This window comes from Microbacterium wangyouchuni (assembly GCF_051546305.1).
Classification (GTDB): Bacteria; Actinomycetota; Actinomycetes; order Actinomycetales; family Microbacteriaceae; genus Microbacterium.
In genome coordinates this window covers 18217-39939 of record NZ_JBPTMA010000010.1, presented here as the reverse complement: position 1 = coordinate 39939, position 21723 = coordinate 18217, and the positions used below count along the sequence as shown (strand labels likewise).

Annotated in this window: 18 protein-coding genes; 15 read left to right on the top strand and 3 right to left on the bottom strand. The window is 65.0% G+C overall.

The annotated features are described in order from the left end of the window. Positions 1-128: 128 nt before the first annotated feature. Entirely contained in the window at positions 129-416 is a 288-nt protein-coding gene (locus ACSS7Z_RS15140; protein ID WP_438255704.1) for an immunity protein CdiI family protein, read from the bottom strand. A 55-nt stretch (positions 417-471) separates the two neighbouring features. Next, positions 472-963: a hypothetical protein gene (locus ACSS7Z_RS15135; protein ID WP_438255703.1), complete on the bottom strand. Its 492-nt coding sequence runs from the start codon at positions 961-963 to the stop codon at positions 472-474. Positions 964-1254: 291 nt separating this feature from the next. Here ACSS7Z_RS15135 and ACSS7Z_RS15130 point away from each other — a divergent pair, with 291 nt between their 5' ends. From ACSS7Z_RS15130 to ACSS7Z_RS15100, 7 genes are all read left to right on the top strand, one after another. After that, positions 1255-2499 (top strand): sugar ABC transporter substrate-binding protein, encoded by a 1245-nt coding sequence (locus ACSS7Z_RS15130; RefSeq protein ID WP_438255702.1) that lies wholly within the window; start codon positions 1255-1257, stop codon positions 2497-2499. A 96-nt stretch (positions 2500-2595) separates the two neighbouring features. After that, the gene (locus ACSS7Z_RS15125) at positions 2596-4212 is read left to right on the top strand and encodes an ABC transporter permease subunit (RefSeq protein WP_438255701.1); all 1617 of its coding nucleotides are present in this window, start codon (positions 2596-2598) and stop codon (positions 4210-4212) included. Between the two features lies 1 nt (position 4213). Then, positions 4214-5149 carry a sugar ABC transporter permease gene (locus ACSS7Z_RS15120; protein WP_438255700.1) on the top strand — a complete coding sequence of 312 codons (936 nt, stop codon included), beginning with the start codon at positions 4214-4216 and terminating at the stop codon, positions 5147-5149. Between the two features lie 121 nt (positions 5150-5270). Continuing rightward, on the top strand, positions 5271-7157 hold the full coding sequence (locus tag ACSS7Z_RS15115) for a glycoside hydrolase family 13 protein (RefSeq protein WP_438255699.1): 1887 nt from the start codon (positions 5271-5273) through the stop codon (positions 7155-7157). Between the two features lie 141 nt (positions 7158-7298). Next, a complete protein-coding gene (locus tag ACSS7Z_RS15110) occupies positions 7299-7469 on the top strand; it encodes a hypothetical protein (RefSeq protein ID WP_438255698.1) in 171 nt (56 codons plus the stop codon). A 97-nt stretch (positions 7470-7566) separates the two neighbouring features. Continuing rightward, positions 7567-8865: an ABC transporter gene (locus ACSS7Z_RS15105; protein ID WP_438255697.1), complete on the top strand. Its 1299-nt coding sequence runs from the start codon at positions 7567-7569 to the stop codon at positions 8863-8865. Positions 8866-8939: 74 nt separating this feature from the next. Beyond that, positions 8940-9371, top strand: a complete 432-nt coding sequence (locus ACSS7Z_RS15100; RefSeq protein ID WP_438255740.1) for a DUF6121 family protein — start codon at positions 8940-8942, stop codon at positions 9369-9371. 83 nt (positions 9372-9454) lie between these two features. Here ACSS7Z_RS15100 and ACSS7Z_RS15095 read toward each other — a convergent pair whose 3' ends face one another. Then, entirely contained in the window at positions 9455-11116 is a 1662-nt protein-coding gene (locus tag ACSS7Z_RS15095) for an HNH endonuclease signature motif containing protein (protein ID WP_438255696.1), read from the bottom strand. 162 nt (positions 11117-11278) lie between these two features. On the opposite strand from ACSS7Z_RS15095, the gene ACSS7Z_RS15090 reads away from it, so the two are divergent. From ACSS7Z_RS15090 to fusA, 8 genes are all read left to right on the top strand, one after another. Further along, positions 11279-11926: a spermidine/putrescine ABC transporter substrate-binding protein gene (locus ACSS7Z_RS15090; RefSeq protein ID WP_438255695.1), complete on the top strand. Its 648-nt coding sequence runs from the start codon at positions 11279-11281 to the stop codon at positions 11924-11926. A gap of 563 nt (positions 11927-12489) precedes the next feature. After that, positions 12490-12966 carry a DUF2975 domain-containing protein gene (locus ACSS7Z_RS15085; RefSeq protein ID WP_438255694.1) on the top strand — a complete coding sequence of 159 codons (477 nt, stop codon included), beginning with the start codon at positions 12490-12492 and terminating at the stop codon, positions 12964-12966. Further along, on the top strand, positions 12966-13187 hold the full coding sequence (locus ACSS7Z_RS15080; protein WP_438255693.1) for a helix-turn-helix domain-containing protein: 222 nt from the start codon (positions 12966-12968) through the stop codon (positions 13185-13187). Before ACSS7Z_RS15085 ends, ACSS7Z_RS15080 begins: the two co-directional genes overlap by 1 nt. Next, positions 13187-17203, top strand: a complete 4017-nt coding sequence (locus tag ACSS7Z_RS15075; protein ID WP_438255692.1) for an SCO7613 C-terminal domain-containing membrane protein — start codon at positions 13187-13189, stop codon at positions 17201-17203. The genes ACSS7Z_RS15080 and ACSS7Z_RS15075 overlap by 1 nt, the downstream gene beginning before the upstream one ends. 213 nt (positions 17204-17416) lie before the next feature. Then, positions 17417-18010 carry a hypothetical protein gene (locus tag ACSS7Z_RS15070; protein ID WP_438255691.1) on the top strand — a complete coding sequence of 198 codons (594 nt, stop codon included), beginning with the start codon at positions 17417-17419 and terminating at the stop codon, positions 18008-18010. A 533-nt stretch (positions 18011-18543) separates the two neighbouring features. Continuing rightward, positions 18544-18912, top strand: a complete 369-nt coding sequence (rpsL, locus tag ACSS7Z_RS15065; RefSeq protein WP_033106047.1) for a 30S ribosomal protein S12 — start codon at positions 18544-18546, stop codon at positions 18910-18912. Between the two features lie 5 nt (positions 18913-18917). Continuing rightward, entirely contained in the window at positions 18918-19388 is a 471-nt protein-coding gene (gene rpsG / locus ACSS7Z_RS15060; RefSeq protein WP_438255690.1) for a 30S ribosomal protein S7, read from the top strand. A gap of 97 nt (positions 19389-19485) precedes the next feature. Then, a complete protein-coding gene (gene fusA, locus ACSS7Z_RS15055) occupies positions 19486-21600 on the top strand; it encodes an elongation factor G (protein ID WP_438255689.1) in 2115 nt (704 codons plus the stop codon). The last annotated feature ends 123 nt before the right edge of the window (positions 21601-21723 follow it).

Genomic DNA, 21723 nt, shown 5'->3' with positions numbered 1-21723 from the left:
CGCCCCGTCCGGGTCGGGAGAGTTGTCCGGTACGAGCGTGAAAGCGCCCGCGACGCCGCGCGCTGAAAGCGCGACCACCCGTCAATGATGAGACCGCAGCTTTGAGCTGCCCAGTGATCGCGCGAGATTCAGCCGAATTCGACCTTGACGTCGGCGAAGGAGGCGACTTCGTCTTGCAGTCGATCTGCCAGCCAGCGACCGTCGCGTAGCCATTTCTGCGCGTTCGCTTCGCTGTTCCACCCTTCGAGCGGATCGCAGTGGGTCTCCCAGAGTGCTTGCCAGCCTTCGAGGTCTTGTGCGAGTTCTGGCGATAGGCCGTACGTCTCAGGGGTCGTGGTGTAACCGGCATCCCACGTCGGCGTCGAATTCTCCCAGAGCGGGTAGCGACGACCATAGTCCGGAAACAGGCGAATCACCCTAGTGTCAGGCGGAACCTGCGGTAACCGATTCATATCCATCTGGTCCCATGCTCTACGGCTGCTCAGCGGTGCTTGTGAACACGTTGTCTGATATCTGCGTCATTCCGTCCGGGCTGGGCGCGCCGTCCGGTACGACGGTGAACGCCCCGGCGACTCCATCCGCACCGAACGACGAACCACTCCCGCCGCAGCTGAGTATCCAGGCATCTTCGTCCACGTACGCGAGGAGGCAAGCATTGGCCTTGTCGCCGCCTCGCGCGAGCCAAAGTGACGTTCCGTCATGCTTCCCAACGAATCTCGCTGTTGTCGGATCGGCCGTATCCCAGGCATAGGCGGGTAGCGCTTCTGGAACCTCATCCGCTGGTTGGGCGTCGCGGTCAAGCACGGCGTAGGCGGAGTCAGACGGCGCACAACCGGTCAGGGTAAGCGCCGCGCAGGTAGCGATGACGGCCATTCCGACGCGGAGACCTGAGCGTCGAGGGGCGCGGCCTGTGGCAAGCGGTCCGGATGGCTGATGCTTCTCTGCGCTACTCAAAACATCCATGCGGTTCATCTTGGCGCATCGATGCGAAACGCGACAGCACCCTGCGTGGTCACTGGTGCTTCTCGGGGCCAGGAAAGACGGCGCTTTCGTGCGTCATCTTCTCGATGTCTCCGTGGGGCCTATCGAATCAGAGGCGTTCTTGGAAGCGCTTCCAGACCAGTGGATGCAGCGTTGCCGCAGATTACATATTGATATCAGCATCCCGAACCATTGCGCATGTGGAAGATTTCATTGCATACTGTAAGCGCTTGCAGTTGCGCAGGTCTTCCGTACTCAGAGAGGCATACACCAATGAAGGTGCACAAGAAGGGCATCGTCGCGTTCGGCGCATTTGCCGTAGTTGCGACGCTGACGCTCGCTGGCTGCTCATCGAGCAGCACTCCCACCGATGACTCCGACGCAGGCGCCGAGTTCTCCGGCCAGATCACCGTCTGGGCAGACACGAACCGTGCCGCGGTCCTCGAAGACGCCGCGAAGAAGTTCACCGCCGATACCGGCGTGAAGGTCACCATCGTCGAGAAGCAGATGGACGAGGTGCGTACGCAGTTCGTTCAGCAGGTGCCGACCGGCAAGGGTCCTGACGTAGCCGTCGGCGCACACGACTGGCTGGGCGAGCTCGTCACCAACGGCGTCGTCGCTCCAGTCGAGCTGGGTGACCGCGCCGATGAGTTCCAGCAGGTCGCTCTGGACGCATGGAACTACGAGGGACAGAACTACGGCATCCCCTACGCGATTGAGAACATCGCGCTGCTGCGCAATGCTGACCTGGCGCCCGAAGCCGCCACCGACTACGCAGACATGATCGCTAAGGGTCAGGCATCCGGCGCTGAGTACCCCTTCCTGGTCGGTCTTGACCCCGAGGCATCCGACCCGTATCACCTGTACCCGTTCCAGACCTCGTTCGGTGCTCCGGTGTTCGGCACCACCGCCAACGGCGCCTACGACTCGACCGACCTGCAGATCGGAAACGCCGGCGGCGAGCAGTTCGCAGCCTGGCTGGCCGAGCAGGGTGCCGCGGGCGTGCTCAACACGAACATCACTCCCGACATTGCGCGCGAGAGCTTCCTCGCTGGCAAGTCGCCGTTCTACCTGACCGGCCCCTGGAACGCCGCTGACGCGATCGACGCCGGCCTCAACATCGAGATCGACTCGATCCCGGCTGCGGGCGACCAGGAAGCGCAGCCATTCGCCGGTGTGCAGGGCTTCTTCCTCAGCTCCGAGAGCGAGAACCGTCTCGCCGCCAACGAGTTCCTGCTGAACTACATCGGTAGCGAAGAAGTGCAGACCGCCCTCTACGAGGTCGGCGGACGCACTCCGGCGCTGACCGCGTCATACGAAGCAGCCGTCTCGTCAGACCCGATCACCGCCGGCTTCGGCGAGGTCGGTGCGAACGCCGTGCCGATGCCCTCCATCCCCGAGATGGGATCGGTATGGGAGTACTGGGGCGTCACCGAGGTCGCACTGATCAACGGCCAGGGCGACCCCGCCGGTCTCTGGTCGAAGATGGCCGCAGACATCCAGGCCGCCATCGGCTGATCTGCCACAGCGGTGGAGTGACCTCGAATCTCGAGCGTCACTCCACCACCGGCATCCGCCACCAACGGCCACGAGCATGCGAAGCAGAAGGAACCGATGAGCACGCCGACCAACGCAGACACTGTCGAGTCCGCAGCATCCAGTCGCAGATCCCGCCGCGCGGGGCGGATCGCGGATGCCGCGAGCATCGGCTGGAAGCTGATGCTGTTCAAGGTGATCGCCCTGGGCATCATCGACGCACTCGCTGTCTACGCGATCTTCGTCCTGCTTCAGAGCGGACAGTGGCTGCCGGCATCCATCGTCGCGGTCGTCACGATCGTCGCGAACTGGATCTATTTCAGCCGCGGCAATCTGCCCGCCAAGTATCTCGTCCCGGGCCTCATCTTCCTCTTCGTCTTCCAGGTGTTCGCTGCGTTGTACACCGGCTATATCGCCTTCACTAACTACGGCACCGGGCACAACAGCGACAAAGACAGCGCTGTCAACGCACTCATGCTGTCGGCCCAGGAGCGTGTCCCCGACTCCGCCGCATATGAACTCACCATCGTCGAGCAGCTCGGCGAGTTCTCGTTCCTCGTCACCGCGCCCGACGGCGACGTCTCCATCGGCGGCGAGGAGCGTCCGCTCGACGAGGTCGATGGCGCCCAGATGGAGGGTGACAAGGCTGTCGGCCTCGCCGGTTACAACACGCTCGGTTTCGCGCAGATCGTTCAGAATCAGCAGGCCATCTCGGATATGGCCGTGCCGATCAGCGATGACCCGAACGATGGCGCGCTGCGCACACCGGACGGCTCGATGGCATACGTCTACGTATCGTCGCTCGTATACGACGAGGCCGCCGCGACCATGACCGACACCGGAACAGGCGTCGTCTACTCCGACATCGGCACGGGTGCTTTCACTGCTGACGACGGCACTGAGCTCATGCCCGGCTGGCAGATCAACGTCGGCGTCGATAACTTCGTCCGGGCGTTCGGCGCCGAGTCAATCCGCGGACCGTTCCTGTCGGTGCTGGTGTGGACCTTCGTCTTCGCGGTCCTGTCGGTCGCCACGTGCTTCGCGCTCGGCCTGTTCATCGCGGTGGTCCTCAACGACCCGCGGATGCGATCGAAGAAGTACTACCGGGTCATCATGATCCTGCCCTACGCGTTCCCGGGGTTCCTCTCCGCGCTGGTGTGGGCAGGAATGATGAACCAGGAGTTCGGATTCCTCAACGCCGTCCTCTTCGGCGGAGCGGAGATTCCGTGGCTGACCAACGAATGGTTGGCGAAGATCAGCATCCTGCTGGTGAACCTCTGGTTGGGGTTCCCCTACATGTTCCTGATCTGCACCGGTGCCCTGCAGGCGATCCCGGAAGACGTGCAAGAGGCTGCTCGAGTCGACGGTGCAAGCGCCTGGCGAGTGTTCCGATCGATCAAGCTGCCACTGCTGTTCGTGTCGGTGGCGCCGCTGTTGATCTCGTCGTTCGCCTTCAACTTCAACAACTTCAGCCTGATCTACATGCTCACCGGCGGTGGGCCGCGCGATGTCACCGCCGGCATGAACGTGGGTGCGACCGACATCCTCATCACGATGGTCTACAAGGTCGCCTTCGTCGGCTCGAACTCCGATTACGGGCTGGCGAGTGCCTTCTCGATCATCATCTTCCTCGTCGTCGCCGCGATCTCGATCGTCGCCTTCCGACAGACCAAGTCTCTTGAGGAGCTGAACTGACATGACTGCCGTGAAGCCCGATTCGACCACCGCGATCGTGACCGCGGATGCGGGAGTCCCCGGTACCGGGAAAGAATCCCGCCGCCCGTTCAAACGCTATTTCCGGGAGACCGGCTGGCGTCACATCGTCGGCATCGTGGTGGGCGCGTTCGCGCTCTTCCCGCTGCTGTACATCCTCAGCGCATCGCTGAACCCCGGTGGCACGCTGCTGACGGCCAACTCCCTGTTCAGCAACGTCAACTTCGAAAGCTATGTGACGCTGTTCAACAGTCCGCGCAGCCCCTATGCCGCGTGGTTCATCAACACCCTGATCATCGGCCTGGTGACCTCGGTGTTCACAGTGCTGCTCGGCGCGCTCGCCGCATACTCGTTCTCGCGCATGCGCTTCACCGGTCGGCGCTTCAGCCTCACGGCGCTGCTGGTCGTGCAGATGTTCCCGCAGATGCTGGCGATGGTCGCGATCTTCCTGCTCATGGTTGCCATCGGTGATGTCTTCCCGGCGATCGGGCTGAACTCGCAGATCGGCCTGATCATGGTCTATCTCGGCGGCGCGCTGGGCGCGAACACCTACCTGATGTACGGCTTCTTCAACACCGTTCCGGCATCCATCGACGAGGCTGCGAAGATCGACGGCGCCGGACACGCGCGAATCTTCTTCACGATCATCTTGCGCCTGGTCGCTCCGATCCTGGCTGTGGTGGGGCTGCTGAGCTTCATCGGCACCTCCAGCGAGTTCATCCTGGCGAGCCTGATCCTCGTCGACCCCGAAAAGCAGACGCTCGCCGTCGGCCTCTACAAGTTCGTCTCCGACGAGTTCTCGAAGAACTGGAGCGTGTTCGGAGCCGGTGCTGTTCTCGCCGCGATCCTGCCGGTGGCGCTGTTCCTGGCGCTGCAGAAGTACATCGTCGGCGGGCTGACGGCGGGTAGTGTGAAGTAGTACTCCGCGCACCAACGCGGCGCACAAGTGAAGAACAACTCAAGGGCTCTGTCATGGCGACTGCCGTGCAACCACGTCGATTCCGGCGATGGTGCATCGCCGTCAACGAAAGGCCCATGACATGACGATCCTTCTTCCACACCACGACGGCTCCCCGCTGTATGTGTCGAACTCGGCCCCCGCGCTCGGCGACCAGGTCGCTGTGCGGCTGCGAGTCCCCGCCGGCTACGGTTCACTGACGGCTGTGCGTGCACGGTCCAATCCCGACCACGAACCGGATTGGGCCGAAGCGCGCAGCATCGGCAGCGCAGACGGCTGGGACTGGTGGGAAGCTGACATCACCGTCCGTAACCCCCGCCACGGTTACCGGTTCATGCTGTTGCACGCCGACGGACGTGTCGAATGGCTGAATCAGGCCGGTCTTCATCGGATCGACACCGTGGATGCCGACGACTTCGCCCTGGTCGCGAACGAAGCGCCGCCAGCCTGGCTGAACGAATCAGTGATGTACCAGATCTTCCCAGATCGCTTCGCCCGGTCAGCGCAGGCCGACGAGCACGACGCGCCCGACTGGGCGATGCCAACCGACTGGAACACGCCCGTCGATCCGGTGATGCCAGCGCGCTCGCGGCAGTTCTACGGCGGTGACATCCCCGGCATCATCGAGAAGCTGGACCACCTCGTCGAGCTGGGCGTGAACCTGCTCTATCTCACGCCGGTGTTCCCTGCAGCATCCAACCACCGCTACGACGCGTCCAGCTTCGACCGCGTCGACCCGCTCCTGGGTGGCGACGAGGCGTACATCCGACTGATCGAAGAGGCGCATGCCCGGGGCATCCGCGTCATCGGTGATCTCACGAGCAATCACTCCGGTGACCGACACGAATGGTTCCAGGAGGCGCTGGGCAACCCCGGCGCCGAGACCGAGAGCTTCTACTACTTCACCGACGAGGGCAACACCGAATACGAGACGTGGCTGGGTGTTCCCTCGCTGCCGAAGTTCAACTGGGAATCGTCGGCACTGCGCGAGCGTTTCGTCTCCGGTGATGACTCGATTGTCGCGAAGTGGCTGAACCCGCCCTACAACGCCGACGGCTGGCGGGTCGATGTGGCGAACATGACCGGTCGCCTGGGCGCTGTCGATCTGAACGCCGAGGTGCGCGCGCTGCTGCGCGAGTCGATCCGCCGCATCAACCCTGACGCGATCCTGCTCGGAGAGTCGACGAACGATGCAGTCAGTGACCTGCAGGGCGATGGCTGGCACGGCGCGATGACCTACCCACCGTTCACCCGTCCGCTGTGGGCGTGGCTGAGCGAGGCGACCTATACGCCGTATCTGACGGCTCAGGGCGACGAGCAGACTGAGCCGTGGTTCTTTGGGCTGCGGGCAGACGGTATCCCGCGGTACACAGCCCGCGACTTCGTCGACAGCATGACCGCATTCACCGCTGGCGTGCCGTGGCGAGTGCGGCTCGGCAACATGCAGCCGCTCGATACCCATGACACCGCCCGCTTCGCGACGAACGCGGCGCCGGGCACAGTGCCTGTGGCGGTCGGTCTGTCCATGACGATGCCGGGACTGCCGGTCGTCTTCGCCGGCGACGAGTTCGGGCTCACTGGTGTGGACGGTGAAGCGAGCCGTACGCCGATGCCGTGGGGAACCGAGCAGGAGCCTGACGTCGCCGAACGGCTGGCCGAGTACCGTTCGCTCATCGCCTTGCGCCGCGCGCACCCCGTGCTCGGCACCGGCGGTATGCGCTGGCTGCATGTCGACGACGAGACGATTGTGTTCGTCCGGGAATCAGCTGCGGAGACGGTGCTGGTGTTCGCAACGCGCAGTGGCGCGGACATCGTGCTGGATGCCGCATCCATCCCTGGTCTCGAGAAAGCGCGATCGTTGTTCGGGTCGGCGTCGCTGACGGAGGTGGCGTCCGGGGCAGCCTCCATCACCGCTTCAGGTGCGTCGTTCGCAGCGTGGTCGCTTCCGGGAACTCCTCTTCCCGACTGAGCACCCTTAACCGCTTGCGAGTGGGCGCTGGTGGCTCACTTTTCGCGCGAAACCGAGCCACGCGCGCCCACTCGCACGCAGTGAAGGGGGCGGGGCGCGTGTCTGCTGGGGGCGGGGGAGATTGCGTCGTAGCGTAGAGGCATGGCAGGGGTAGCCGGACGCAGTCGGGTGGTCAGCTGGATCGCCGCAATCTTCTGCGTGGCCGTCATTGTGGGGCTGCTGTGGTTCGCGTCGCCCCTGTGGCTGGAGCTGTTCAACTTCGTTGGCGATCTCCTGCGCGGGACCGCGACGGCTGCTGCCGAAGCATCCTGAGTTTTCGCGGGTCGAGCGACACGTCGGCACGCCTCCGCAGCCGCATGGCCGCGCGGCGATACCCTCACATTGCACATATCCGACGAGAGGCGCCCCCATGAGTGACCACGAGGTTCCCCGGTCCGAGCAGCCGGAAGACGCGAACGACGCCGTCGACAGCGCTAACGCTGGTGGCGCTGAGGTCGACGCGGCCGCGGTCGATGCGCCGGGTGCGACAGGTGATGTGCGTGACGACGCTTTCGTCGAATCTTCCGCGCTGACAGATTCTTCCGACGATTTCACCGCCGCTGACACGGTCACCGCCGCCGACACGGCTGCCGACACAGACACAGCAGCCGCCGACACCACCACCGCAGAGACCGCCGCAGACGCAACCACCGCAGATGCGAGCGAGTCGGCGAGCACGAGCAGTGTTTCGGATGCTGTTGACCCTGATCTTGCCGCCTTCGAAGAAGCCGAGCGCGCTCATCCCGGTACGTTCGTTGCGCCGGAGCCTGCCCCGGCACCGCCGGCGCCTGTCGCCGCGGACCCTGTCGAAGCACCGGCTTCGACTCCTACGCACGCGGACTCCTTCGATGCTCCCGAGATGAGCGACGAGCGCATCGACGCGGCTGCTGCGGTGGCCAATGCGGATGCGACGCTGGCTGAGGTCAACGCGGCATCCGAGGGTTCGATCGCCGACACCGCGTACCAGCCGTCCGACGTCGACGCCGATGACACAGCGACGCGAGTCGTTCCGTCGGAGCCCGTTGCGTACTCGGAGCCCGTTTCATACTCCGAGCCGACGGTTGCGTCAGAGCCCGTGGTCGCACCGCCGGCATACGCGCAGCAGCAGCCGATCTTCGTGCAGGCTCCCGAGCCGCCGCGCGAGCGCAACAACCGCGGAACCGCCGCCGGCATCGGCCTGCTGGCTACTCTTTCGTTCGCGATCCTGTACCTGGGCACCGCGCTCGGGCTGGGCGCGCTGGCGGGCGATGTGACCGGTGAGAACTTGGTCGATGCACTGATCGCGCCGCTGACGACGTGGGGCTTGTGGGTTCCGGTTGTCGTGTTCTTCATCGGCTTCTGGCTGCTCGGTGCGATCGTCAACCGCGGGCGCTGGGGACGCTGGGTCGTCTTCGGCATCATCGTGGGTCTGTTCGCGTATGTCGGACACATTCTCGGTCAGCTGTTCGAGGCTCCGTTCTGGATGCTCACGGCCTCTGAAGGCAACGAACTGGTCGGCTCGCAGCTGCTGGCTCCGCTCGCGATTGCGGCTTTTGTGTTCGGTCGCGAGCTCACGATCTGGTTCGGTGCGTGGGTTGCCCGCAGCGGTGCACGCAAGACCGAGCTCAACGCCGAGGCTCAGCGTGAGTACGAGCGCACGCTTGAGGCCGGCCCGACTCTGCCGAGGTAGCAATCACTGACAACTTCTCGCCTGACCCCCGCGGCCCCGTGCCTGCGGGGGTTTCGGCCATCCTGGCGACGGTGATGACGACGATCGGATTCTTCGCGCTGGCCGTTTTCGGGCTGGGTGCGTTGAGCGTGGCGACGGATGCTGACATCATCGCGACTCCGGGACTAGGCCAGGCTCCGGGCGTCGTCGGTATGGCTCTCGCTGTGGCGCAGTTCGCGGTGCTGTTGTGGATGGCCGTGCGGATCAAGAACCCGCGTTATCGCTCGGTATGGACCATCGCAATCGTGACGGCCTTTGTTCATTTGCTGGGTGTCGGTCTGGTCGCGGCAGTGGTTTCGGGCGAGTTCGTGACGGGGCTGTCGGTGATCGGTGAACTGATTACCGGGGGAGCGAGCCTGGTCATTTTCGTCGTAGCCGTGCTGGCTGCGTGGGCCGGGGTGGCCCTGCGCCGCACCAGGGCCAAGCGGCCGCAATGGCCGTGGGAGCGCGACGAGCCCGGCGAGTAGGAAGTCGCATTGCGCTGCCTGCGGGCATTGCGCTGCCTGCGGGCATTGCGCCTGCCAGCGGGCAGAGTGGTGCCTGGGGTCCGTCAGACGAACATGACGCGGAGCTGCGGCTCGTCGCCGTAGGTGCGACCGAGCGGGCTGGTCCAGAGGATGACGCCGTTCTCGAGCTGTTTCGCACTCCAGCGATCTCGCTTGTCGACGTCAGGATGCTTCAGCGGATGATGACTGGTGCAGAAATGCGCGAGGTTGCAGAGCTCAGTCGCCCCGCCCTGGGCGTGGTCATGGTTGTGATCGATCTGGCACCGGTGTACGGGCGCACGGCAGCCGGGAAAGCGGCAGTGCTGGTCGCGAGCGCGGAGATAGCGCTTCATATTCGCGGTCGGGGTGTAGTTGTCTGTTGCGACGGCCATCCCGGCAGGATCGAGGAAGATTCGGTCCCAACTGGACGCGTAGCCGGCGAGAAGTCGGGCAGTGTCGGGGGACAGGGGGCCGTGGCCATCGAACTCAGCCATGCGGTTGTCGGCACCGGTGAGAGTGGTCGCGGCAAGGGTGATCTGGACGGATGCGCGGATGGATCCCAACGCGGTGCCGAGATTCCCCTCGGGGCTGGTGGGAACGCCGGTGAGAACCAGGTCGGCGAGGATGTCGGCGCGCAGTTCGTCCATCGACCGGGTGTCGGTTTCGACTGGTCCGTACCCGTCATGCATGGGGGTGCCCTCATCGGCCGTTGACCCGAGACCAGCGACGCGATCGGAGTCCGCAGCGAGACCAGCCTCCGCAATCAGGCCAGCAGCTTCGACGACGTCGGAGTCGTCGATCAGATCTGCGTTGCGGAGGGCTGCTTCGTCGCGAGCGGCTTGTTCGTCGGCGGAGACGGGGCTGTCGGGCTCGAGGGTGTCCGCTCCGGGCTGGCTGGCGGGGTTCGTCTCCCACGGGGCTGGAGTGCCCATCGCGTAGGCGAAGTCCTCATCGAGCGCGGCCGGCGGCTCCGGATCGGATGGTGTCTGTGCGGCAAGGGCAGCTTCGCGTTCGGCTTGAATGGCCTTCAACGCCGCGTTGCGTGGACGGCGCTTGCCCTTGGGGCGGGCTTCGATGAGTCCACGGGACATTTCGGAAAGCCGGTCATACATCGCGTAGGCGAGCATCTCGGGCTGCAACGTGGACAGCATCGCCGTCCCGTCGCCGCAGGGACGCACGCCCACATTGCGTTCCCGGCGTGCCCGGCGGTGGCGTTCTTCGACCGTCTCGGGAGAGATGACCGCGGCCACGTCCCGAGCATGCGCACGGGTGCGAGCAGCGGTGTCGCCTTCTGCGAAGGGAAGCACTTTCTCCTCATACTCGGCGCGCAAGCGCGCAGCATCCGGATGCCCGCTGAGCAGCGGTGCCTCGGTGACGATCACATCTGCGTGCCGGCGGCTGATCTTTCCGTCCGCGAGCGCCCGCAAGGTCGCCGGGTACAGCCGCACCAAACCCCAAGCATCCGTGATCTGCTTCGATGCCGTCGTGGGCGAGATATGACCGGCCGCTGCGTACTCATTGAACAGAGAGCGAAACGCTATCTCATCGGAACCTGGATCCAACGATCGCTCCGTGGCCATGAGGTCTAACCGCTCTGCCAGCAGCTCGGCACGCTGTGCTTCCAGCGCCGCGATCTGCTCACCGACCGTCACCCAGTTATCCAGCAACGACTCTCGCCGCGCGAGGGAGTCCTCGCGGGTCTGGGTGTCGGCGCTGATCGGGGTCATGCATCCAGAATAGAACGAAGATACCATTGTGTCAATGGTTTTGAGTCGTTAAGTCAGGTTGATATGGGAATATATAACCTACTCTACTGATCCGTATCGCTTGTTCCGCGTGTGATCCGCTGAAATCTCGGCTGTTTGGGCAGATCGCCGTACGCTGGGACCGTGGAGCGGTCAATAGAGACGCAAGTCGACCGGGCGGTGGATGCCTGGTTGCGCTGGGTGCCGCGCTGGGAGCCGGCCACCTACCGCGGACGTGTCGCGCCGTGCCGTCTCTGCCTCGGCTCGCCCGTGCTGTCTGCGGCGGGGATCGGGGCGAATGCTCCGCACGGCGTGCAGCACGGCCTGTCCACGCGCATCAAACGGATCGTCGATCATGCCGTTGCCGCGTACACCGCTGGAAATCTGCCGATGCTTCAGTCGGAGCTGGATCAGCAGGCGGCGCGGAATCGGGCGCGCAGCTACCGTCCGGCCGAGGACTTGTCGCCGGAGTTCGAGGGCATGCCGCTTGATCCGGAGCCGACGCCCGGGGCGCCGTTCCTCTTCACCATCGCGGGTCTTGCGGACGTCGACAGCCAAGAGTTGCCGCCGCTTCCGCCGCTGAGCGAGGAGGCGAAGGCCGCGCTGCGGCAGGAGGTCGGCCTCGCCGATGAGTACGCGAATCTGGTCGGTCGCGAGATCTGCGGCATCCTGCTTCGTCATCGCCTGCACGTTCAGGCCGCCATCTCGCAGTACGTCGAGCCGCAGATCGAGGCGATGCTCGCCGAGCTGACGGACTCGCTGGACTCTCCGTTCGGGCCGGATACCCCGTAGCGCGGACCCGGCGCTCGCGCGGGCAGGTCGCCGCGCGTCAACGCTTCGGCGCGAGTAAGTACCTCGACGCGAGTCGGCACTTCGGTGAGTCGGATGCTGCGTCGCGAGTAAGCACTTCGCCGTGAGTCGGCACTTCGGCTGCGAGTCGGATGCTACGTCGCGAGTCCGCACTTTGGCCGCGAGTCAACGCTTCGCCGCGAGTAAGCACCTCGGCGTGAGTCGGCACTTCGGCCGCGAGTCAACACCTCGCCGGGAGTAGGCACCTCGTCGCGAGTAAGCACTTCGCCGCGAGTCCGCACTTCTGCCGCGAGTCGGATGCTGCGTCGCGAGTCCGCACGCCGCAGTGTGTGATTGGTGCTGCAAGCAGCGACTCGCGGGTGCGGCCCCGCGCCGTGCAGTGCCGCCCCGCGCCGTGCCGCGCCGCGCCGCGCCGCGAGCGAGAGGCGACCGGATGCTGCCGCACCTGACACTTCCCTGGGAACGTGCGTGCGGGCTTGGGGTCTCCAGCATCCACAGGCTATCGTTTTTCGATAGATACCAGCCGCTTATCGATAGGTAGATTGATGCAACCCCGTGTGACCGCCGCGCTCAAAACTCTTATCGCCGTCATGCTCGGGCTCCTCCTGACGAGCCAGGTGCTGGTGATCCCCGAGGTCGCCCGCATCACGGCGATCCGAAACCCCGACGTCGATCACCTCGAGATTCCGGGAATCATCGGCGCTGTCATCTTCCTCGCCCTCGTCGAAGTGACGCTGATCTGCGTATGGAAGCTGCTCTCGCTCGTGCGTGCCGAGCGGATCTTCAGCCCTGACGCCTTCCGATACGTCGACATCATCCTCTGGGCATTGGCTGCGGCTGGCGCGCTCATCGCCGTCTCGTACGCCGTGATCATCGCCAGTCGCGCCGTCTCGTTGTCGCTCACCCTGCTCGCGATCCTCGGCATCGTCGTGAGTGCCGCGCTCGCATTGCTCGTCCTGGTCCTGCGCGGGCTCCTACGCAAGGCGCTCGAGCTCGAGCAGGACATGTCCGAGGTCGTCTGATGCCCATCGTCATAGACCTGGACGTGCAACTCGCGCGCAAGAAGATGAGCGTGCAGGAATTCGCGGATGCCATCGGCATCACCCCCGCGAACGTCGCCGTGCTCAAGAACGGACGCGCCAAAGCCGTCCGCTTCACAACACTCGAGGCCATCTGCCGCGTGCTCGAATGCCAGCCCGGCGACATTCTCCGCTGGATCCCCGACGAGGAAGAGGGATTGTGATGACTGCCGTTTCTGAAGTTGTCAGCTGGGGCGAAGCCGTCGCCCGCCATCTCCTCGACGGCGCCGTTTGCCCGGTGTGCGCCTCGCGGCGCTTGGAGAGTGGATGCTGCGCCCACTGCGGCGCGGACCTCCGCGGCTCCGCCGCATCTGAGGTGTGGGCGGCGTCGGTATCGGCCGCCGCCGCGATCCGCGGACGCAATCAGCTGATCGAGCGCATCCCGCGCGTGGGCGCTTCAGTGGATGCTGTCGCGGGTGCTGTGACTAGGGACGCTGCCGCTCGGGGTGCTGTCGGCGGCGGACTCCATCCGACGCTTCGACAAGTTCAGCGATCGAACTTTGAGGCTGATGCGGCGGCCGCGGCTGCGCCTGTCGCTCAGCGATCGGGCTTTGACGCTGCGGCCACGAGCCCCGCTGGCAACGCTCAGCGAGCGGACGTTGGCACTGCCCCCGCCGCCCAGCGAGCGGATGCTGCCGCTCCACGCCAGAGCGCGACGGTGCAGTCGGTCCTGGCGATCGCGGGCGCCGGGCTCTTCGCGATCGCTGCACTGATCTTCACCTTCCTCAACCCCGAGCTCTCTGACCGCGCGACCCGCAGCGTCGTGGTGGGCCTTGTGACGTTGATCTTCCTGGGCGGGGCGTGGTTGCTCGCCCGCCGCGGGCTGCAGTTCTCCGCCGAAGCCGTCGGCGCGCTCGGGCTCGTCTTCGTGGTGCTCGATGTGTATTCGTTTGCGCAGCTCGGGGGCTCGGCAGCATCCACCTGGCTGATCTCTGCGGGTGTGACGGCGGGCGCGAGCGGCGTGATGTTCGCCGCCGGAAAGCTGTCGCACGTGCGCGTCTGGCGGTGGGCCGCGCTGATCGGAGCGGCCCTCGTGCCGGCGCAGCTCGGATACGCGGCAGGTTTCGCGAGCGGCGCAGGTTCCGGATTCTTCGCTGCCGTCGGACACCTCGGCACCGCCTTCCTCGCCGCCGTCCTCATCGAGTTCTGGCCGCGCATCGCACCGCGCATGCTCACGGCCGTGCAGATCATCGTGACGCTCACCGCCGTGCCGCTCGCGGTGGTGGGTGCCTGGTCCACCTTCGGAGGGATCGGGATGCTGCTGAGCATCAGCCTCGTGCTCGCCCTGGTTGCCGCGCACGCGGTGTTCGCGTCGCGACACCTGCTGCGGCACTGGTGGAGTCTGGTCGCCGGAGGTGCCGCGACGACGGCCCTGACGGTCGCGGTCACATCCCCGGTCGCTGACCTCGCGGCGGTCTGGCTGCCCGCTGCCGTCCCGGCAACTGCCGCATTCGGACTCGCCCTGCTCGCGGCAACCCCGCTGCCGCGTTCGGTTGTGCGCTTCGCGCTCTCGCTCGGAAGCCTCATCGTCATCGGCGCGATCGCACTGATGCCGCTGGTCTACGCCGCAACCACAGCCGTCGATGCTCTCGCCGATGTGGTGCGCGGTTCCGCACCTGTGGTCAGGAACGACACCTGGGGGATGGCCGCGCTGATCGGCATGGTCGGCATCGCCGCGGGCCTCGCCCTGTTCGGCGGGCTCACCCGCGATCGGGTGAGCATGCTCGAGGCCGCGGATTCGGATGCCGCTGCCGGTGTCGCGCCGACCGCCGCCACCTCAACCCCAACCCGGCACCCGCTCCTGCACTTCACCGCGTCCACCGATGTGCTCGCGATTGCCTCGGCCGCACTCGCCGCCCTGACCCTGGCGTGCAGCAACCTGTTGCCGCTCCCGGCGCGCCTGGTGGTCGTCCTCGGCGCAGCCGCGGCGGCCGCCGCAACCCTCATCGCCGTCCGGGCCAGGCGCGCAGCATCCGCCAACACGGCCACGCGGCCCAAGCCCGCAGCATCCGCCAACACGGCCGCCCGGCCCAGGGACACGGTCACCGCCAACACGGTCACGATCATCGCGGCAATCCACGCGGGCATCGCCGTTGCAACTCTCATCTCGTGGCTCGACCCCGTGTCAGCTCCCGTCGCTGGCATTGGCATCCTCGCGGTCCTCGTGCTGGCGAGCTGGACTCTGCCCTCCGGCATCCGATTCCTGCACGTCGGCGTCGGCTTCGCCTATGCGCTCATCTGCCTCGCTCAGGCGCTCGCGCAGAGCCTGCCGCAGGCGCTCGGATTCCCACCGCTCGGAAGCATCGCCGTGCTGTGCCTCGTGGCATCCGTTGCGCTGGTGAGCGCGATCGTGGTGACGTTCATCCCGCGCATCGGCTCGCGCAGCTGGCATGCGGTGCTGGTGGTGACGGCCGTGCCGTTCGCCGCCGGAATCGTGCAGGTGGTCTTCGAGCGCAGCGGCTGGACCGCCCTGTCGACCGCCCTCATGTTCGCCCTCGCGCTGTCGTTGCTGCTGACCCGGCGGCCAGGCCTCGGCATCGTGCTGCGCACCGTCGCGGCAGGGGTGCTCGTACCCACGGTCGCCGTCGTCGTAGTCTGCCTCGGGGCACAGGTGCTCGCGGTCAGCGCGTCGCCGGTGACGCTGCCGATCATCGCCGCGATCGTCGCGCTCGTGTTGCCGAGCACCACGCTCATCCGCGACGCGCTGCGGACGAACGGTTTGCCGGCGGATGCTGCGGCATCCGTACGCATCGCGATCGAAGCATCCGCCCTGCTGACCGGCGTGATCGCCACCGGCCTCGCGCTCGCCCGCGAAGCCGCGGGGTTGGGGACGACCTTCCTCGTGCTGGTGATCCTCGGTGTCGGCTCGGCGGCCAGTGCCGCATTCACCCGCCGTCGCTACGGATGGTGGGTGGCTGGAGCCGCATTCACCGGAGCGCTGTGGTGCGTGTGGACCATGAACGGCGTCGATCTGCTCGAGGCATATCTACTGCCGCCCGCGCTCGCCGCAGCAGTGACCGCTGCGATCCTGGCCGCGCGCGGTGTGGAAGTCCGCGGCCTCTACGCCACGGGCCTCGCCATTGCGCTGCTGCCCGGCCTCGCGCTGCTCGTGCTCATCGAACCGGATGTTCGTACTGCCGTGGAAGTCTTGTGGCGCGCAATCGCACTGCTGGCAGCCGGGGGAGTGCTGCTCGGCCTCGGCTGGGGGCTCGCCCGGCTCGGGCGCCGGTTGCGCATCGCCCGACTCCGGATGCTCGTACGCCCGACCCTGGTCGCCGCCGGCGTTGCCGCGATCGCGGGCCCGGTGCAGGGCATTCGGATGCCTGAGATCACCGTGCTGCACGGGACGGCACTGTTCTTCGCATGCTTCGGAGTGTCGGCGCTCGCGGCGATCATCCTGGCGCTGGCGGGGCGCGGCATCCGTCGCTCATCGCCGGCATCGTCCAGGCTTCGCCGCACGCGATGGATGCTGGCACCCGCAGTCCTCGCGCTCGCCGCAGGAACCTGGAACGCGATCGAACGCGACTGGGGATCGATCTGGCTGATGTGGGCGCTGATGATCGGGCTGCTCGCGTTGATGCTCGTGGCTGCGGTGCGGGCCGGGCGGAGTGGGCGGGCCGGGCGGACGACACTGCCGCCGGTGTGGTTCCTGTTCGGCGTCGCATTCGTCACGGCGGTGGTGGCGTGGAGTCCGCGCGATCTGCGGGTGGAGTGGTTCTCGCTGCCGCTGGGGCTGTTCCTGCTGGCCGCGGGTGTGCACGCGCTGCGGCACGCGCCGGCGGATGCGGGCGGTGGCAGCGTGAACTCGTGGCCGCTGGGGTTCCGGTCATCGTGGGTGCTGCTGGCCCCGGGCATCGTGACGATGATGAGCGCCTCGATCGTGGCGACGTTCACCGATCCGCTGACGTGGCGCGCGATCCTGGTGATGGTGCTTGCGCTCGCTGCGATCATGGTCGGAGCAGGGCGCCGCTTGGCCGCACCGTTCATCCTCGGGATGCTGGTGCTGCCGATCGAGAACATCTTCGTCTTCGCGGTGCAGATCGGCCGCGGCGTGGAGTCGATGCCGTGGTGGATCACCCTCGCCGTGATCGGAGCGGTACTGCTCATCATCGCCGTCACGTACGAGCGGCGCAGTGGGGATGCCTCGACCGTGGCCGCCCGCATCCGCGACCTGCGGTGAGTTGGGCCGCCGCCGCGACCCCTCCCGCCGACCCCTCCCGCCGCGAGAAACGCCTAACTGCATGAGAAAGGTGTTCCTACGACGTTTCTCATGCGGCAAGCCATGTCTCGTCGCCGCACCATTGACTCGCACTGTTGGTGCAGGCACAGATAGGAATATTGGGGCTGTGGATGGATGTGATGCCGCTTTCGCGATCGGCGCTAACGTGAACGGATGCCGCCGCTGGAACCCTTCCGTGCGTTCATCGACGAATCCTCGGCTGCGCGCGGGGACGAACTTCAGGAGTACATGATCGCGGCCGTGCTCATTCCGGCTGACCGATGTGATGCCGTGCGTGAGGCTCTTCGTCCACTCCTGCTTCCTGGGCAGATCAAGCTGCACTGGACAGATGAAAGCGAGTCGCGCAGGCGAGTGATCATCCAACGGCTGTGTGAGCTCGAGACGGTGAACGTTGTGGTCACTCATGTCAGCAGACGCCAGCGGAAGACCGAACGGTTCCGGCGCAAATGTCTTGAGGATCTCTACTACGAGATGGTTGGCATGAAAATCTATGACCTGACTTTGGAGAGCCGCGGGCGACATCAAGACAGCAGTGATCGAGGCCACATCGTGGCCTTGCAAGGTCAAGGGCTGGAGCAGCGGGTGCGCATCAAACATCTTCGCGGGGGCGACGAGCCATTGCTATGGATCGCGGATGCGATTCTCGGTGCGATCAATTCCACGCATCTGGGGATTGAGGAGCATTTGGAGGCGCTGTCTTCGACGTTCCTCATCCATAAGTCGACTGGGGAATCGCTTTTGTCCTGAAGCAAGCGAAAGGCCCTAGATCCAGTCGTCCGGCTGGGTTTCTAAGGCCTTCTTCCCGACCCGTCGTAACGGGAGGCGCTACCAATATAGCTTGTCGACCCTGACTCGGCAATGGCTCAGAGCCTGCGGGGCCGGGGTCACTTCTCACGGCCACCGCGGCGCCAGCCGCGAGTCGGCCCACCGCCGCCCGGACCCCTCCCGCTGCGAGAAACACCTAACTGCATGAGAAAGGTGTTCCTACGACGTTTCTCATGCGGCAAGCCATGTCTCGTCGCCGCCAGCCCCACCACCAGCCCCGCCCCCGCAGGCCGTAGCACATCTCCCCTCCCGCCATTTGACCGCATCCATTACGCGGCATTACACTTGATCAGGTGTGTGCACGTCTCGGCGTGCCTGCACACGGGCTCCGGTCCATACCGGTCAGCCCCCACGGCATACCCACCACACCAAAAGCTCAGGCGGTTCCGCCTGCGCCGGTGGGTTTGATGTGAAACCCATCACGCTGTCACCGTGCAGCACTATGAGGAGAGAACGTGCCAACTATTCAGCAGTTGGTTCGCAAGGGACGCTCGCCCAAGGTCACTAAGACCAAGGCGCCAGCGCTCAAGTCGAACCCGCAGCAGGCCGGGGTATGCACCCGCGTCTACACCACCACCCCGAAGAAGCCGAACTCGGCGATGCGCAAGGTCGCTCGTGTGAAGCTTCGTAACGGCGCAGAGGTCACCGCTTACATTCCCGGTGAGGGCCACAACCTGCAGGAGCACTCGCTCGTGCTCGTCCGCGGCGGTCGTGTTAAGGACCTCCCCGGTGTGCGTTACAAGATCGTCCGTGGCGCCCTGGACACCCAGGCTGTCAAGAACCGTAAGCAGGCTCGTTCCCGCTACGGTGCGAAGAAGGGTTGAGTTAGATGCCTCGTAAGGGTCCCGCCCCGAAGCGCCCCGTCGTCAACGATCCCGTATACGGCGCACCGATCGTCACCTCGCTCGTCAACAAGATTCTCGTTGACGGCAAGAAGTCGCTCGCTGAGTCCATCGTCTACGGCGCCCTCCGCGGCGTCGAGGCGAAGAACAACGAGGACGCTGTCGCCACCCTGAAGAAGGCGCTCGACAACGTGCGCCCGACTCTTGAGGTTCGCAGCCGCCGCGTTGGTGGCTCGACCTACCAGGTGCCGGTTGAGGTCAAGCCTCACCGTGCCAACACCCTCGCGCTGCGCTGGCTCGTCAGCTACGCCAAGGGTCGCCGTGAGAAGACGATGACCGAGCGTCTCCAGAACGAGATTCTGGATGCCTCGAACGGCCTGGGCGCTGCAGTCAAGCGTCGTGAGGACACTCACAAGATGGCCGAGTCGAACCGCGCGTTCGCTCACTACCGCTGGTAATCCTTCAACAGGCTCAGGGGCCGGGCTTGCCCTACCTGAGCCTGTTGAAGCCCCCAAACTTTCGCAGTTGCACTGCTAGATAGAAAAGGACACTCCTGTGGCACAAGACGTGCTCACCGACCTGAGCAAGGTCCGCAACATCGGCATCATGGCGCACATCGATGCTGGCAAGACCACGACGACCGAGCGCATCCTGTTCTACACGGGCGTCAACCACAAGCTGGGCGAGACGCACGATGGTGGCGCGACGACTGACTGGATGGAGCAGGAGAAGGAGCGCGGCATCACGATCACGTCTGCCGCCGTGACCTGCTTCTGGAACAACAACCAGATCAACATCATCGACACCCCCGGCCACGTCGACTTCACCGTTGAGGTGGAGCGTTCGCTGCGCGTGCTCGATGGCGCTGTTGCCGTGTTCGACGGCAAGGAGGGCGTTGAGCCCCAGTCCGAGACCGTGTGGCGTCAGGCTGACAAGTACAACGTTCCGCGTATCTGCTTCGTCAACAAGATGGACAAGCTCGGCGCTGACTTCTATTACACGGTCGACACGATCGTCAACCGCCTCGGCGCAAAGCCCCTCGTCATCCAGCTCCCGATCGGTGCAGAGAGCGACTTCCTCGGGGTCATTGACCTCGTCGAGATGCGTGCACTCGTCTGGGAGGGGGACTCCAAGGGTGACGTGACCATGGGTGCTTCTTACGAAGTGCAGGAGATCCCGGAGGACCTCAAGGAGAAGGCTGCGGAGTACCGTCAGCGCCTCCTCGAGACCGTCGCCGAGACCGACGACGCACTTCTGGAGAAGTTCTTCGGTGGCGAAGACCTCACGGTCGCCGAGATCAAGGGCGCCATTCGCAAGATGGTCGTCAACAGCGAGATCTACCCGGTGCTGTGTGGTTCGGCGTTCAAGAACCGTGGCGTTCAGCCGATGCTGGATGCTGTCATCGATTACCTGCCGAACCCCCTCGACGTCGGTGCCATTGAGGCGCACGACCCGAAGGACTACGACACGATCGTCAAGCGCAACCCCAGCTCCGAGGACCCGTTCGCGGCCCTGGCGTTCAAGGTTGCTGTGCACCCGTTCTTCGGTCGCCTCACCTACATTCGCGTGTACTCGGGCCACCTGGACTCCGGCTCGCAGGTCACCAACTCGACCAAGGGCAAGAAGGAGCGCATCGGGAAGATCTTCCAGATGCACGCCAACAAGGAGAACCCGGTTCCCTCGGTCACCGCAGGTAACATCTACGCGGTCATCGGTCTGAAGGACACCACCACCGGTGACACCCTGACTGACATCGCCGCTCCGGTCGTCCTCGAGTCGATGACGTTCCCGGATCCGGTTATCGAGGTTGCTATCGAGCCGAAGACGAAGGCCGACCAGGAGAAGCTGGGTGTTGCCATCCAGAAGCTCGCTGAAGAGGACCCGACCTTCCGCACCGAGCTCAACCCCGAGACTGGTCAGACGACCATCAAGGGCATGGGCGAGCTGCACCTCGACATCCTCGTTGACCGCATGAAGCGCGAGTTCAACGTTGAGGCCAACGTCGGAAAGCCGCAGGTGGCTTACCGCGAGACGATCAAGAAGGCCGTCGAGAAGCACGACTACACGCACAAGAAGCAGACCGGTGGTTCGGGTCAGTTCGCGAAGATCCAGTTCAACATCGAGCCGCTTGCGCTGGATGCTGACAAGACCTACGAGTTCGTGAACTCGGTCACGGGTGGTCGCATCCCGCGTGAGTACATCGGTTCGATCGATGCTGGTTTCCAGGATGCGATGAACGTCGGCGTGCTCGCCGGCTTCCCGATCGTGGGTGTCAAGGCGACCATCGTCGATGGTGCTGCACACGATGTTGACTCGTCTGAAATGGCGTTCAAGATCGCGGGCTCGATCGGTATGAAGGAAGCTCTGCGCCGTGCCAACCCGGTTCTGCTTGAGCCGCTGATGGCCGTTGAGGTTCGTACGCCCGAGGAGTACATGGGCGACGTCATCGGCGACCTGAACTCGCGTCGTGGCCAGATCCAGTCGATGGAAGATTCCACCGGCATCAAGATCGTTCGCGCACAGGTTCCGCTGTCCGAGATGTTCGGATACATCGGCGACCTGCGCTCGAAGACTTCGGGTCGCGCTGTTTACTCGATGGAGTTCGACTCCTATGCTGAGGTCCCCAGGGCCGTAGCGGATGAGATCATCCAGAAGATCAAGGGCGAGTAACCCTTTCGTTCGGATGCTGCGCCCTGAGCCTGTCAAAAGGCAAGGGGCGCAGCATCCGGACAACACACAACTTCACACGCAATCTCTCTACTAAACTGAGAATTAAACCCCGTAGCGAACCGG

Coding starts and splice junctions, on each gene's coding strand:
- ACSS7Z_RS15135 (WP_438255703.1), bottom strand. CDS start 963: ATGGATGTTTTGAGTAGCGCAGAGAAGCATCAGCCATCCGGACCGCTT.
- ACSS7Z_RS15130 (WP_438255702.1), top strand. CDS start 1,255: ATGAAGGTGCACAAGAAGGGCATCGTCGCGTTCGGCGCATTTGCCGTA.
- ACSS7Z_RS15125 (WP_438255701.1), top strand. CDS start 2,596: ATGAGCACGCCGACCAACGCAGACACTGTCGAGTCCGCAGCATCCAGT.
- ACSS7Z_RS15120 (WP_438255700.1), top strand. CDS start 4,214: ATGACTGCCGTGAAGCCCGATTCGACCACCGCGATCGTGACCGCGGAT.
- ACSS7Z_RS15115 (WP_438255699.1), top strand. CDS start 5,271: ATGACGATCCTTCTTCCACACCACGACGGCTCCCCGCTGTATGTGTCG.
- ACSS7Z_RS15110 (WP_438255698.1), top strand. CDS start 7,299: ATGGCAGGGGTAGCCGGACGCAGTCGGGTGGTCAGCTGGATCGCCGCA.
- ACSS7Z_RS15105 (WP_438255697.1), top strand. CDS start 7,567: ATGAGTGACCACGAGGTTCCCCGGTCCGAGCAGCCGGAAGACGCGAAC.
- ACSS7Z_RS15100 (WP_438255740.1), top strand. CDS start 8,940: ATGACGACGATCGGATTCTTCGCGCTGGCCGTTTTCGGGCTGGGTGCG.
- ACSS7Z_RS15095 (WP_438255696.1), bottom strand. CDS start 11,116: ATGACCCCGATCAGCGCCGACACCCAGACCCGCGAGGACTCCCTCGCG.
- ACSS7Z_RS15085 (WP_438255694.1), top strand. CDS start 12,490: ATGCAACCCCGTGTGACCGCCGCGCTCAAAACTCTTATCGCCGTCATG.
- ACSS7Z_RS15080 (WP_438255693.1), top strand. CDS start 12,966: ATGCCCATCGTCATAGACCTGGACGTGCAACTCGCGCGCAAGAAGATG.
- ACSS7Z_RS15075 (WP_438255692.1), top strand. CDS start 13,187: ATGACTGCCGTTTCTGAAGTTGTCAGCTGGGGCGAAGCCGTCGCCCGC.
- ACSS7Z_RS15070 (WP_438255691.1), top strand. CDS start 17,417: ATGCCGCCGCTGGAACCCTTCCGTGCGTTCATCGACGAATCCTCGGCT.
- rpsG (WP_438255690.1), top strand. CDS start 18,918: ATGCCTCGTAAGGGTCCCGCCCCGAAGCGCCCCGTCGTCAACGATCCC.